Origin of the sequence: Rossellomorea sp. LJF3 (assembly GCF_037046045.1) — a bacterium.
In the GTDB taxonomy this organism is placed as follows: Bacteria; Bacillota; Bacilli; order Bacillales; family Bacillaceae_B; genus Rossellomorea.
This window is the reverse complement of record NZ_JBANLY010000004.1, coordinates 197,165-210,551: the sequence shown is the minus strand read 5'-3', so window position 1 is coordinate 210,551 and position 13,387 is coordinate 197,165. Positions and strand designations below refer to the sequence as shown.

Here is a 13,387-nt window from a genome sequence, read left to right as displayed (position 1 = left end):
TAAATATTATAATAAATAATAAGAGGACCATTCCCTGTTGATTAGAAGTTGGGAATGGGTCCTCTTTTATGTTCTAAGAATCGTTTATTCTACTAAATCTGACCTACATGACCTCATGACACATAATCAATGGTCGCTCCGCCAATTTCCGCTTCCCTGCCAAAGAGTCTCGAATAGACGCCTGATTGATTCTGAAGAAGATCACCATGCTTCCCTTGCTCTGCAATCCGTCCATCCTCCAGGACGACGATTTGATCCGCAGACAGGACCGTGGATAAACGGTGGGAAACGATGATGATCGTTTGATTCTTCCCGGCCCTCAGTACGGCTTCGTTGATCTTCGTTTCCGTGATGGGATCAAGGGCGGAGCTTGCTTCATCCAGAATCAGAATGGGAGCATCTTTTAAAAGGGCCCTTGCAAGGGACAGACGCTGCTTCTGTCCGCCGGAAAGCAGGCTTCCCCTTTCACCGACCGAAGTATTGAGCCCTTCAGGCAGCGTCTCGATCAGATCACCGAGCCCGCTGTCTTCGAGTGCTTTCAAGAGCTCCTCATCCGTTGCATCCCTTTTTCCGATCCGCAGATTATCAGCGAGTGTTCCACTTCTCAGCATGACATCCTGGGTGACAATGGCCATCTGCGACCGCAGCCACGCTGTGTCCCACTCCCTGATATCCCTGCCATCCACTTCGATCCGGCCGACTCCCGTATCATAGAGCTTGAACAAGAGATCGACAATCGTGGATTTACCCGAGCCGCTTGGACCTACCAATGCCCATTTTTCCCCGGCACCGATGGAAAAAGAGACACCCTTTAATACATTTTCATCTTTACCGGGATAAGAAAATGCCACGTCCTGAAGACGGATGCTGCCGATTGCCCGTTCACCTGCGATGCCTTCTGACACCTCAGCTTCCGAAACTTTCTCGCTAAGCAAAATTTCCGAACGATCCAACGCCGGACCGGTACGTCTGACAGAAAGCCAGTTCCTGAGAAGTCTTTGCATCTCATTCGCCGCAATGGTGACGAGTCCACCAGCTGTCAGCATCTGACCGCTTGTCAGCCCTTGATTCCAGATTAACAGCGTACTGATCAAATAAACCAGTCCCAGGGCAAATCCATTATAGCTCGCAATGACGACGACCGATTGCATCCTTGCTTTCAGTTCTTTGACCGAGTGCTCTACGAAGCTGTCACGGATGGAGATGACGCTGTCCACTTCACTGTCCGACACTCCCATGACCCGGGACAGATGGATTCCCGTCACGGATTCTCTCAATCGTTCAAGATATCTCGATGCTTCTTTCCTGGCATCCGCTGACGCCAACCGGGTCCTTGCCCCTACCATATTGGAAGTCCAATAGAAGATCACGCCAAGGACGACGCTTGTGATCATGAGATAAGGGTGAATCCAGAGGAGCACCAGACTGTAAATAAAGACCCCCTGCACGCTTGCCATAAAGGTCGAGCCTTCCCACGCGAGGAAATTATGAAGCGTATCCGGATCATCCGACACCCTCGCAAGCATCTCTCCCGTAGAGTTATGATGGTAAAAAGAATACGGGACGATTTGCAAATGACGGAACAGGCGCAGCTTCTGCCAATTCGTCACGGTTTTCGCCGTCTGGTGGCAGAAATATTCGTCGATGACCATCATGACCAGATCCAGTACTGCAGATAAAATCAGGAGCCACATCAGTCCCCAAAGCCAGTTGTAGTGTTCATTCGGAATGATCGTATCTACGAGCCAGCTAAGGGCGAGTGTCGGGATCAGTGCCGAAAATACCTGGCTGACCGCGATGACGACGGAATCAGCGATGACCCATTTTTTATAAGGACGGAGAAAGCTCAGAACTCTTCTACCGTCGCGATTCTTCTTGGCGCTCATCCGATCATCTCCTTTTCAAGCTCGCTGTATTGAGCCCTGTATAATTCATAATACTTCCCTTGCTTCTGAAGCAGTTCTTCATGAGTGCCTTTTTCCGCCACGACTCCTCCATCGAGTAGAATGATGACATCGGCGTTCCTTACGGTGACAAGACGGTGGGCGATGGTGATCGTAGTCCGTCCCGGAATCAATTTTTCCAGGGAAGCCTGCACCCGCTCCTCCGTTTCCCCGTCAAGGGAAGAAGTCGCTTCATCGAAGATCAGGACAGGCGGCTGTCTCAGGATGGCACGAGCCATGGCCACCCTTTGCCTCTGTCCGCCTGAAAGTTTCAATCCCCTCTCTCCGACGATCGTTTCATACCCTTCATCCAGTGAAAGGATCAGCTCTTTCAAGCCTGCCGCTTCTACAGCCTGGTCGAGTTCTTCTGTCGACGCATCGGGTTTTCCGTATAGCAGATTTTGCCGGAGTGTACTATTTAACAGGAATGTTTCCTGGGACACGACCCCTACCTGCTGGCGGAAGCTGTTCCGATTATAGTCGAATAAATTCTTATCATCGATCATCACCGAGCCCTGTTGTGGTTCGTAGAGTCCCAGTAACAGCTGGACAAGGGTACTTTTACCCCCGCCGCTCGTTCCGACGATCCCGATATGATTCCCCTGGTTGAGTGACATAGAAACACCTTTTAACACCTGCTTATCCGTCCCGGGATACGAAAACCATAGATTCTCCAAGTCTATTTTTCCTTTAACGGGACCGAAAGCAGGAAGCTTCTCTTCATGTTCTTCCGGCAAATCGAAATATTCGTAGATCCGCTGCAGAGCCGGAATGGCCTGTTGAATCGTCAAGGCATGCTCTGCCATGGATCTTACCGGTAAAAACATGATGGGAATAAAGCTCAGGCAGGCAACGAGCGTCCCGATCGTGATCGTTCCATCCCAGATTGCCCAGCCCCCGATCAGCATGACGACACCCGGTGCTGCAATATTAAAGAGATTCCCGAGGCGCCAGTTCACCTTTCCGATCAGCGCTGCCCGGATCGAGAATTGCTTCCAATCACTCAGCTTCTTCTCCTGTGTGCCTACTTCTATATCCTGCGTTTGATAGGTCCTCACCAATCGGACACTTTCAATGCTTTCCTGCAGATGCTGATACATATCCGCACTCATCTCCCGCTGGACCGCGCTCATTTTCCGCATTTTTTTCCCCAATGTAAAGGAAGGGATGATATAGATGGCAAAAACCGCGAACATCACAATCGCTGCTGGCCAGAATAAAACGAACACCGTGGCAAAGGCAGCGACCGCTCCCACCACCTGCTGAAGGATACGGGGAACCACCGTATTGTTCAGGTTTTGAATCGATTCCACATCATGCGTCAGGCGGAAAAGCATATCCCCCCTCGGCGTCTTTGAGAAAAACGACATCGGGGTCAGGTGCAGCTTCCTGAACGCCCGGATCTGCATATCCGTGATCACATCAAGCCCGATCTTCACCTGCACATATTCCTGCATGGTTTCAAACAAGGACTTACCGAGATAGGCACCGAGAATCCCGCCTACTACCCAGACAAGAAAGTTCAGATCACCTCCGACAATGACGTCATCCACCAATCGCTTCACAAGAATCGACGGAACGATCGTAAAGAGACCGCCGATGACGGAAAACAGGAGTGCCACCAAAAGCTTCCTCCAATAAGGCTTAAAATGGTTTAAAGTTATTTTTAATAAGTTCATGTTGAACCCCCTCACAAAATTCTATTTTATACCAAAGGATGAAAATATTCACTATAATTTGAATACAGTATAAATTAAGTATATTCACACTTTCCATTCTCATCTTCGGTCGTTGGGGCGGATGGGTTCTACGACTTTTGGATGAAGAAAAAGCTGATCCCTGCTTGACGTGGGATCAGCTTTTCTATGTTCACTCTATGTAACCACTCAGGTTCTTTCTGTGGATGTCGTCCCCTTTTACCCAATCCCGAAAGTTCACGTCCAGAACCTCCTTGCTCCCGGCAATGGTTGTAAGGATTCCTGAATCATGATAGGAATACGAAAAGGTGTGAAGGGTGCCGAATAAATTCTCGTAATCCGTGAAGAAAATCGGGGAGTCCTTGTCTTTAAAATGATGAAACAGTTGACGATGGGAAAGCTGCTTTTCATTTAAACTCAGTAGATGTTCATTTCGCTCCAGCGAGCCTTCAATGAATGGACGGTTTTTGCTTATCATTTGTTCATCCTGAAAATGATTCACGCATGACAGAGAAGATTCTCCATATCTGACCATCACCTTATCAGGGCTCGCTTCCACTTCGGCCATCTTTCCATTTCGATCTCCAATGGAAAAGTTATAACAGGCGGAGTGCGGGATTTCCTTCAGTAAGGCAACTGCTTCTTCAAGGGAAGAACACGTATCCAGAACCATCCGTATGCCCGCCCACGGAGAGACTCCTTTTCTGTAGCCGTCATGACTGACAAAGTGCAAGCCTGCGACCAGACCGTGTTCATTCACTCCATCATGCCTCCCCAGGAGTTGAAGATTATACCCTGCGGATGCAAAGGCTTGTTTTGGCTGAACCAGACTAAAAACCCCATCATATAAATCCGGGGAAAAGTCATAATTCCGTACATAATAATCATTCGTAAGAAGGCTGGAACATCCCATCGCTTCGGTCTTCGGTACATCATACCCACTGCATAAGGCAGCTGCTTTATGAGATGAGATACCGAAACCTTTTGCAAGGCCTTCCAGTTCCTCCAACAGGTGTGGAGCGAACGAGGAATAAATCGATTTCATTTCCGGAAGATCGATCTCTTGTTTAGTGATTGACCCAAGCATCTGTAAGATGGAAGTAGCTTTCATCCTTTCACCTGTTTCAACTCCGATATCATATGAGCTGCCTCTCATTTGAAAGATCAGTAATTTGAAATCCTGCATGTAAATCCCTCCTTGATTCCATCCTATTCTTTCTGATTGTTTTTCACCTGTCATTTTGTGCTTGTTTGGGACTGATAGATGAATTGAATTCCACAAGGAAGCCGGGATTCATGCGGGTTTCGAGACCTTTCAAGCGAGATTTCAATTATTCATGCCGGATGACTCAGGATCAAGTGGGATATGGAAAAATCGAGCGGGATTTCAGATAATCGTGCCAGCTTGTCGAATTTTCTTCATCTATCACAAAATAAAAAAAAGCTGAAGAGTCCACCCCTTCAGCTTTTCATTACTCTATTCACTTCACACCCTCAACCAGTTCCCGCATTGAGTTCAACTGAGCTGTCAGCTCCAGGAACCACTCTTCATCTCCCGTTTCGAGTGCCAGGTCGATCAGGTATTGGATCTGTTCTTTATTTTTAACATGTGTATCGGGAATTTTGTTGATTTGTCTGTTTAACAGGGGAAGGATTTTCCCTTCGATGGTTTTATTATCGCTGGTCACGATTTTCGCTTTAACAGCTTCTCCTTTGGTGTCCAGGTTCTCAATATAGCCGATGACCAGTTCTCCGGTAAGTAATTTCCCTTTGACCCAATCTCCAATTTTTAATAGTGTTTGCTCGTTTGACATTCCTTTTCACCTTCCAAACTGTAATGTTATTTGTTACATTTAGTCAAAAAGAAAGCCTTCTATGCTTTCTCCTGATGGATCATCTCGACGATGTCTTTAATCGTATAGTCCTTTAAGTAGTCCCCCAGTTTTTCTTCTGCACCGAGGAAGATCTGGAACAGGACATTCTTCATATTGGCGCCTACAAGACACTTATCATTGGTGGCGGTGCATTTTGGCTGCAGGGCGCCTTCTGATGTGATTTTATAAATATCCCACAGATTGATGTCGCTCAGGTCCATGGCAAAGATAAATCCGCCGCCTGTCCCTTCTTTCGACGCAATGAATCCCTGCTTTTTCAGAAGACTGAGGACTTTACGGATCCGGACCGGATGAACCCCTGCACTTTCCGAGATCGCATCACTTGTCGACATGCGGTCAGTCTGCAGTGCCAGATACGTCAAACTATGGATGGCTAAGGTAAAGTCGCTATTCATGGACTGCCTCCTTCCCGGATGTTACTGTAATCGTAACTTTTACAGTTCAGACTGTCAAGAATCCGGTTTTTCGGTTAATTGGCCAGTTTTTGCAGCTCATTGTATTCGAAGTTGCGCACTTTCCTTGGTAGAAAGCTGCGGATTTCTTCGTCGTTATACCCGATCTGCAATCTCTTTTCATCCAGCATGATCGGTCGTTTCAATATGAGGGGATTTTCCCTGATTAGTTTATATAAATCCTGGAGCGGCAACGAATCAATGTCTACTTTCAATTCTTGGTACGCCTTTGATTGTTTAGAAATGATGTCCTCTGTGCCATTTTCCGTCAGGCGGAGGATCGACTTGATTTCATCAGGCGTCAATGGTTCTGTCAGCATATTGCGTTCCACGAATTCAATGGAATGTTCCTCCAGCCACGCTCTCGCTTTGCGGCAGGACGTACAGCTCGGTGTCAGAAATAAATTGACCATGTGTTTACACACTCCTTTTTAAATGTAATAAAAAAAGTAACAGTTATGATTAAAATAAATGCACTCCTGATTCCGGGTACACTGTAATAATAATATTTACAGTTAAAGATGTCAACTCTTTTTAGAAAACTCTTTTTGACCGTTATGATTATTCCTTACCCGATAAGCTAAATGGATAAACGTAAGATTGATCTCATTGAATTCTTCGAAGTTTTTTGACAAGAAGCTTATATAAAGGTTTTATAAACCTGATAAAAGAAGAATCCTTCCCTCTAAGAGAAGAATTCCTTTTGCCACTCTATTTTCTTGAAACTGCTCCTTTCGCAGAAACGGCGGCGAATGTAATCGTGATGGCACAGACAATTACGATGGCGATGACACCCTGCATCAAATCCCAGAATACCCAACCGTCGATGAGAGCGGTCCGCATGCTTTCAAACACATAGGTCGTCGGGTTGATCGTGGCGGCAATCTTTAACCACTGTGCCTCGATCAATTCAAGTGGAACAAAGGTCGTGCTTAAGAAAATGAGCGGGAAAAAGATGAATGTCCCTGCCTGGGCAGCCTGGGCATTTCTCGTCCGCAGGGCAATCCCCACAGAATACCCGGCAAAAGCTAGACCCCAGCCAATTGCGATTAAGAGGACAAACAAAACGCCTGCAAAGCCTGTTTTGACGTTCAAACCGAGTAAAAAGGCCATTCCTATGATAAGGAGGGTCTGGACGAGCAGCTGCAGCATCCCGGCGATGATCGGACCGAGGACGATGGCAAGGCGAGATGCCGGTGTCAAAAGCAACCTTGAGAAAAAGCCGGTTTCAATATCCTTAACGATGCTCTGCCCCGCTCCCCCTGCCCCACCGATGGCAGCCGATACAATCGATACGGGAAGGATGAAGGCAAGATAATCGGCCCCTTCAAAAGTCGGCAACTGGGATATACCGCTCAGTCCTCCCTCGTACACGAGAAGGAAGAAAGCAGAAATAATCAGATTAGGAATGAATGAAAACGGGTTTCGAATAGTGGTCTTGATGTTCCGGACCGTCATGAGCCACGTGTCTTTGAATACATTATTCCCCACGGCTCTTCACCCCTTCCTTCGTCTCGCTCGTCAATTTCAGGAAGATATCATCCAGGGTTGGAGAAGACAATTGAATATCGATGATCCCTATACCCTCCGTGTCAAGGATTCGGACGACCTCGAGAAGCTGCTTCGTTCCCTCTTCTACATAAACAAGGATCTTTTCTTGTTGGCCGAGGACATCGACCCCTTCCATTTGGGTGCGAATCAAATTCACACTTTGTTCAATCACATCACGGTCTTTCAAGGTGATGGTAATGAGGTCCTGCCCGATCTCTGACTTCAAGTCCTTCGGGGATCCCATGGCGACGATTTCGCCTTTATTGATGATGCCGATCCGGTCTGCCAGGGAATCGGCTTCCTCCAAATACTGCGTTGTGAGAAAGATCGTCGTGCCCTTCTCCTTGTTCAGACGGCGCAGCTCTTTCCAGATCGCTGCCCGGCTCGAGGGATCCAGTCCCGTCGTCGGTTCGTCGAGGAAAAGGATATTCGGTTCATTGACCAGGGTGAGGGCAAGGTCCAGCCTCCTTCTCATTCCCCCGGAATACCCACCGATCCTTCGCTCAGATGCTTCTGATAAATCCACAATCTCCAGAAGTTCCTGTGCCCGGCGCTTCCCTTCTTCCTTCCCGAAACCGAAAATTAAAGCCTGAAGCTCTACCATCTCGCGGCCGGTCAAATCCGGATCGACCCCGGTCTCCTGAAGGGCGACGCCGATATGCCGGCGGACGTGTTCCGGCTCCCCGATGACATCATATCCCGCTACCTCCACTTTTCCAGACGAAGCATTGATGAGCGTCGTCAAAATCTGGACCGTCGTTGATTTACCAGCACCATTGGGACCTAAAAAAGCAAAAAACTCCCCTTCCTCGACTCGGAAAGATACATCCTTCACTGCCTGCACATTTCCTTTTTTAAATGTTTTGGTTAGATTCTCCACTTCAATCCTGCCATTCATGAGCATCCCTCCGTTCTATCTATTTTTATTCTAGGAGGGGATTGGTTTATCCTTTATTGGGTGTGTGTGGATGTGTTGGCATGCCAAGGGGACAGGCACCTTGGCTCTTAAGAGTGAACCGGGGTGACTGTCCCTGTGAAACTCATGAATTCACGTGTCTTCCATCAATCCATAAGCCTCCTATTAATGAATACATACACACCCGTTAACAGAACCAACATGACCACCACAAGAATGGTTCCCTCATGGGCATAATCGATAAAGCTATTGATGATCACCATCAACCCTAATGGAAGAAAGAAGAGAAGCCCCGTTACCGTTCCTAATAAAGACTTATTTTTGATCATCTTTTCATTGAAGCCTGCGAGCAGCCAAGTTTGTTTTTTGACACCGACTAAATATGAAACGAGGACAAGAGCAAGACCGATCATCAGCAAACCGAAGTCCATAGTGATTCCTCCCAATTTTTCATGTTAGTACATGTACGTTTCAGCTCCAGAAAGGTTCCATATTTTTACTAAAAAAAGCCCCGCTGGCGTACCAAGGGACCTGTTCCTACTATAGATTAAGGCATAGAGCTGACAGCAAAATAGATAAACACGGTTGCCACCATCAAAAACACCATCCAGCCATTTGAAATGGCGAGTACCCGTCTGACCATCCACACGTTTTCCAGCTTGATTTGAATCATAAACCCGATTGCTACGATGGCGATCCAAGCCAACATTCCATACGGTGAGAATAAATATCCTGAATTCATGATCCACAGGATAAAGAGAAGGAAGTGGATCAAAATGAACACGAAAGCCAGCTTCTTCAAACTTTCCCCTCCTGACCTTGCTGGGAATGGTCGGTTGGAAAGTGGATTGCCCGACCCTTACCCTTCACCCGTTTCAACGTTGCCACAATCAAAAAGCTGACAATGACGAGGAGAAGCCATGAGCTGACCTTCCCAAGGTGGACAAGGCTCCAGGCTTCGGTCTGGTTCGGGTATTCCCAGGCACCGAAGAAGGTTGCGATGTTTTCAGCGATCCAGATGAAGAAGCCGATGAGGACAAATGATAGGGCGAGGGGCATGTGGTAACGTGTCCCACCCACCTCATATTCGACCCACGTCTTCCAAAAGACGACGATGACAAGGCCCGAAAGCCACCAGCGGATGTCGATCCAATAATGGTGGGTGAAAAAATTCAGGTAGATCGCTGCGGCAAGGGCTACGACTGCCCAAAACGGCGGCCACCTGATCAATTCCACCTTGAGCCTTCTCCACGCCTGGCACAGGTAACTTGCTACACTTGCATACATGAATCCACTATATAAAGGGACGCCGAACAGCTTGGAATAGCCTTCCCCGGGATAAGACCACGAACCCATATGTACCTTGAACAGTTCAAGGGCAAGGCCGATCAGGTGGAACAGGGTGATGACCTTCAGTTCATCCCGGGTTTCGAGACCCGATTTCACCATTCCCCATTGCATCACAAGGCAGATTAGGAGCAACCAATCATACCTCGGCAGGAAGGGAAGCGGAATGATTTGAGTTAACGCCAAAGATGCAAAGATGACGACAGGAAACAAGCAGGACAGAGCCTGCTCCCAGCCGAAACGAAGGAGTTGTTTGCCCGCTCTCATGATCATGACTCTGCTTCTTCATCCCGTTGATACTCAAGCAAATCTCCCGGCTGACAATCAAGGGCTTTGCATATCGCGTCGAGCGTGGATAAACGAACCGCCTTTGCCTTCCCGTTTTTCAGGATCGAAAGGTTGGCCATGGTGATTCCCACCTTTTCCGAAAGCTCCGTCACACTCATTTTCCGTTTCGCAAGCATCACATCAATATTGATTATAATTGCCATAAATTTCACCTCAGACCGTTAAATCATTTTCAGATTTGATTTCGATGGCATTGTAGAGTAGCTTCTGGAGCACCGCCGCAAAAACGGCAATGACGGCTGAACCGAAGATGAAAATCAGCCCGATCACGATAATGCCCGGTGCGTCCTCCACCTGCGCCATCACATAAAAGAGCGGCAATCCTGCTACATAGAAGAGACTGATCACAATGGCACACTTCTTGATTATCTTCAACGCCTTCACGGATGTCCCTGAGAATGCGTTGTGCCGGTCAATCAACATTAACAATTTAAACGCCTGAAACAATGCTGTGTAAAAAGGAATCGCCGAAGCATACATGACGGCCAGCATCCCATAAACGACATAGGCTACCTTCGAACCCGCCGCTTCCATTGCGATCATTGGTAATCCGATCAAACATAAAGCGGCAATGGGAGTCGCAATAAGAAAAAGGGCAATCTTCAAAAAAAGTGTTTCCCGTTTCATTCATAGCACCTCACTTGATAATATAATATGAATTTAACATGTTGTTTATTGATTTACAATAAATTTTTATTATTTTTTAAGATATGTTTATTGATAAATAAAAAGCACCCCCTTATGCGTGGGGATGCTCACCAACCGGAATCCAGATGTCCATTTCATATTCACCGCTATCTTCTTTTCCAAACAAATGCGCGTTTACCACTTCAATCTCAGGCATTCCTTTTTCAATAAGATATCCTTCCTCATCGAAGACCTTCCACAGCTTGTGGTAGGTTGCAGAAATGTTTCGGGAAGGACCCGTATGCTTGAATACGACGTATTTTTGCTTCGGGAAAAGGTGTACCGTCAAGTCCTTTCTCATTCTTCGAAAAGCTACAGAATCCATCTCCACCCCACAGGTGTAATAGTAATCATCGCTTCTTGGGGGAAGGCAGACTCCTACAATCTGATCCACCTGATCCGTTTTGATGAATTCCTTCGCTTTCTCCCATAGGCCAGGGATCGGATACGTAAAATCTTCGCCCCAGCTTCCCGGTGCACTGTATCCGACCACAACAAAAGCTTCCTTCACCATTTCTTTAAACTCCATCCCTCTCCCACCTTTCATCTCACATGCACTCTACTAATATAGTAGAAATATCATAAACCCTCCTGTCCATTCTTGCTCATGATAGACAGGTGAGGGACGGACCTTTATGGGCGGGAAATCAATAGAGTACATATGCCTTTTGGAGGTCCGTCCCTCAAAAAAAGGAGACCGACCATTGGCCGGACTCCTTTAAGATTATTCATGCGCGAGTACTGTGCGCGATTGTTTTCTTTCCTGGAAATAGTAGAGTACGAGTGTTGCAGCAACCAGGATTCCCATGATCATGTACAGTGACCGGTAACCAGTCAAGGGAATCAGGAAGCCGAGTACATACGGTCCGAACCCAAGTCCTGCATCCAGGGAAATGTAATAGGTTGATGTGGCGAGCCCCACACGCTCAGGTGGAACGGCCTTCACGGCAATCGCCTGTGTGACGGATTGCATATTACCGAAACCAAGTCCGATCAGAACACCTGAAAGTAGCAGGATCATCGTGTTACCTGCAGCGCTCAGCAGGAACAATCCCGCCGCGAACAGGACAAACGCAGGCATCATGACGGCCTTGGCCCCTTTTGCATCCATCAGTCTACCTGTAAACGGACGCGATACGAGGATCGCCACGGCATAGACGACAAAGAACACGCTCGCTGCTTCTACAAGGTCGATGTCGATGGCATAGAAATTAATGAATGACAGGACACTTGAATAAGCAAGGGAAACGAACAGTACAACAAGTGCAATCGGAAGTGCCTTTGGTTCAATAAAGCTTGAGAGACTTAGACGTTCTTTCTCCGTTCTCTCCCCTGCCGGTTTCTTGACAACCGGGATTCTCACAAACAAGGTGAAGACATAGCTAATGACCCCAAGGGCAAGACAGAAAGCAAAGATCGTCTGGAAGCTTGCATGCTGACTTAAGAACAGTCCGAAGAATGGTCCAACAGCGGTTGCGAGTGTGATGCTCATGCTGTAGTAACCGATCCCTTCCCCTTTCCGGCTCCCAGGGATGATTTCGGCTACGATGGTTCCTGTAGCTGTACTGACCATCCCGAGTGCAACCCCGTGAAGAAAACGGGTAAGCAGTAGGAAACTGATGCCCCCCTCCACAAAATACAGGCATGATGTGGCAATGAATGCGATCATGCCGACAAACAGCATTTTCTTATTTCCGATAGTCGTGATCATCCGGCCAAGGAACAAGCGTCCGATCAAGGTCCCGATGATGAAGATTCCGGTCACAAGGCCCGCCTGACTTTCCGATGCACCGAATTCATCCACGGCATAGACCGCCATAGTGACAAGCAATAAATAAAAGATTAAATAAATGAAAAAGTTGGCGATGGACATGAGCGTGAAGTCCTTCGTCCATAGCTTTGACTGTGTCTGGCTCATCTGTAAAACTCCTTATCTGTTCAAGTTTTCTTTGATTTTTTTCATCATTTCCATCATCTCAAGCTGCTTCTCTTCGCTGATTCCTTCCATGATGGTCTGTTCAAAACAGTCGATGGTTTTGCGGGCATTCTCATACACTTCGATCCCCGCCTCCGTCAGCTGCATCCGCTTTTCCCGGCGATCCTTCCCAGGAATACGCTCGATATAGCCTGCTTCCTCCAACTGATGAACCGTCCTCGTAATCGTCGGCTTCTCCACACTCTGATAGTTGGAGATCTCCACGTTGGAGGCAGGTCCGTTATGATAAAGATTATATAAAATCGTCCACTGAGCCCTGTGCAGACCGTGTTCATTCAGCTGAACGTTCAATTGATTCTCAAATGGCCTGTAGAGCCTGATCAGCTCCTGAAAAAACTGTTGCTCCGATTTCATTTTGTGGATCCTCCTTTTTATATAGTTATCTTAGGTAATGGTTATCTTAGGTAACTATTATATAGTAACAGATGATGGTAGGGTTGTCGAGTTGGGCGAGTTGAGGGATAATTCGGGCTGATTTTGCAAAAAAATAAGCCCTTCTTCGTAGGACGTAGGTTAACATGGACGAACCAGGTCAGAGCTATAATACGAAAAGGG

The 13,387-nt window shown here is 47.3% G+C and carries 16 protein-coding genes; all 16 read right to left on the bottom strand.

Annotation, left to right across the window (positions count from 1 at the left end; translation table 11 throughout):
• Positions 1 to 113: 113 nt before the first annotated feature.
• Entirely contained in the window at positions 114 to 1,886 is a 1,773-nt protein-coding gene (locus V8G47_RS06535) for an ABC transporter ATP-binding protein (protein WP_336199396.1), read from the bottom strand.
• The gene (locus V8G47_RS06530; RefSeq protein WP_336199395.1) at positions 1,883 to 3,622 is read right to left on the bottom strand and encodes an ABC transporter ATP-binding protein; all 1,740 of its coding nucleotides are present in this window, start codon (positions 3,620 to 3,622) and stop codon (positions 1,883 to 1,885) included. Before V8G47_RS06530 ends, V8G47_RS06535 begins: the two co-directional genes overlap by 4 nt.
• A gap of 190 nt (positions 3,623 to 3,812) precedes the next feature.
• Positions 3,813 to 4,826, bottom strand: coding sequence for a C45 family peptidase (locus tag V8G47_RS06525; RefSeq protein WP_336199394.1), 1,014 nt, complete (start codon positions 4,824 to 4,826; stop codon positions 3,813 to 3,815).
• 295 nt (positions 4,827 to 5,121) lie between these two features.
• A complete protein-coding gene (locus tag V8G47_RS06520) occupies positions 5,122 to 5,454 on the bottom strand; it encodes an IDEAL domain-containing protein (RefSeq protein WP_079531264.1) in 333 nt (110 codons plus the stop codon).
• A gap of 59 nt (positions 5,455 to 5,513) precedes the next feature.
• Positions 5,514 to 5,930: an RrF2 family transcriptional regulator gene (locus V8G47_RS06515; RefSeq protein ID WP_034762217.1), complete on the bottom strand. Its 417-nt coding sequence runs from the start codon at positions 5,928 to 5,930 to the stop codon at positions 5,514 to 5,516.
• Between the two features lie 74 nt (positions 5,931 to 6,004).
• Entirely contained in the window at positions 6,005 to 6,400 is a 396-nt protein-coding gene (gene spxA, locus V8G47_RS06510) for a transcriptional regulator SpxA (RefSeq protein ID WP_336199393.1), read from the bottom strand.
• A 298-nt stretch (positions 6,401 to 6,698) separates the two neighbouring features.
• A complete protein-coding gene (locus V8G47_RS06505) occupies positions 6,699 to 7,478 on the bottom strand; it encodes an ABC transporter permease (protein ID WP_174523023.1) in 780 nt (259 codons plus the stop codon).
• The gene (locus V8G47_RS06500) at positions 7,468 to 8,436 is read right to left on the bottom strand and encodes an ATP-binding cassette domain-containing protein (RefSeq protein ID WP_336199392.1); all 969 of its coding nucleotides are present in this window, start codon (positions 8,434 to 8,436) and stop codon (positions 7,468 to 7,470) included. Before V8G47_RS06500 ends, V8G47_RS06505 begins: the two co-directional genes overlap by 11 nt.
• Before the next feature lie 164 nt (positions 8,437 to 8,600).
• The gene (locus tag V8G47_RS06495; protein ID WP_336199391.1) at positions 8,601 to 8,885 is read right to left on the bottom strand and encodes a DUF3784 domain-containing protein; all 285 of its coding nucleotides are present in this window, start codon (positions 8,883 to 8,885) and stop codon (positions 8,601 to 8,603) included.
• Positions 8,886 to 9,001: 116 nt separating this feature from the next.
• Positions 9,002 to 9,256 carry a hypothetical protein gene (locus V8G47_RS06490; protein WP_336199390.1) on the bottom strand — a complete coding sequence of 85 codons (255 nt, stop codon included), beginning with the start codon at positions 9,254 to 9,256 and terminating at the stop codon, positions 9,002 to 9,004.
• The gene (locus V8G47_RS06485; protein WP_336199446.1) at positions 9,253 to 10,068 is read right to left on the bottom strand and encodes a DUF817 domain-containing protein; all 816 of its coding nucleotides are present in this window, start codon (positions 10,066 to 10,068) and stop codon (positions 9,253 to 9,255) included. Before V8G47_RS06485 ends, V8G47_RS06490 begins: the two co-directional genes overlap by 4 nt.
• A gap of 2 nt (positions 10,069 to 10,070) precedes the next feature.
• Positions 10,071 to 10,292, bottom strand: a complete 222-nt coding sequence (locus V8G47_RS06480; protein ID WP_034762209.1) for a helix-turn-helix domain-containing protein — start codon at positions 10,290 to 10,292, stop codon at positions 10,071 to 10,073.
• A 10-nt stretch (positions 10,293 to 10,302) separates the two neighbouring features.
• Positions 10,303 to 10,776, bottom strand: a complete 474-nt coding sequence (locus V8G47_RS06475) for a DUF2975 domain-containing protein (protein ID WP_336199389.1) — start codon at positions 10,774 to 10,776, stop codon at positions 10,303 to 10,305.
• A gap of 112 nt (positions 10,777 to 10,888) precedes the next feature.
• The gene (locus V8G47_RS06470) at positions 10,889 to 11,365 is read right to left on the bottom strand and encodes a GyrI-like domain-containing protein (RefSeq protein WP_336199388.1); all 477 of its coding nucleotides are present in this window, start codon (positions 11,363 to 11,365) and stop codon (positions 10,889 to 10,891) included.
• A 195-nt stretch (positions 11,366 to 11,560) separates the two neighbouring features.
• Entirely contained in the window at positions 11,561 to 12,754 is a 1,194-nt protein-coding gene (locus tag V8G47_RS06465; protein ID WP_336199387.1) for an MFS transporter, read from the bottom strand.
• A 12-nt stretch (positions 12,755 to 12,766) separates the two neighbouring features.
• On the bottom strand, positions 12,767 to 13,186 hold the full coding sequence (locus V8G47_RS06460) for a MarR family winged helix-turn-helix transcriptional regulator (RefSeq protein WP_336199386.1): 420 nt from the start codon (positions 13,184 to 13,186) through the stop codon (positions 12,767 to 12,769).
• Between the last annotated feature and the right edge of the window lie 201 nt (positions 13,187 to 13,387).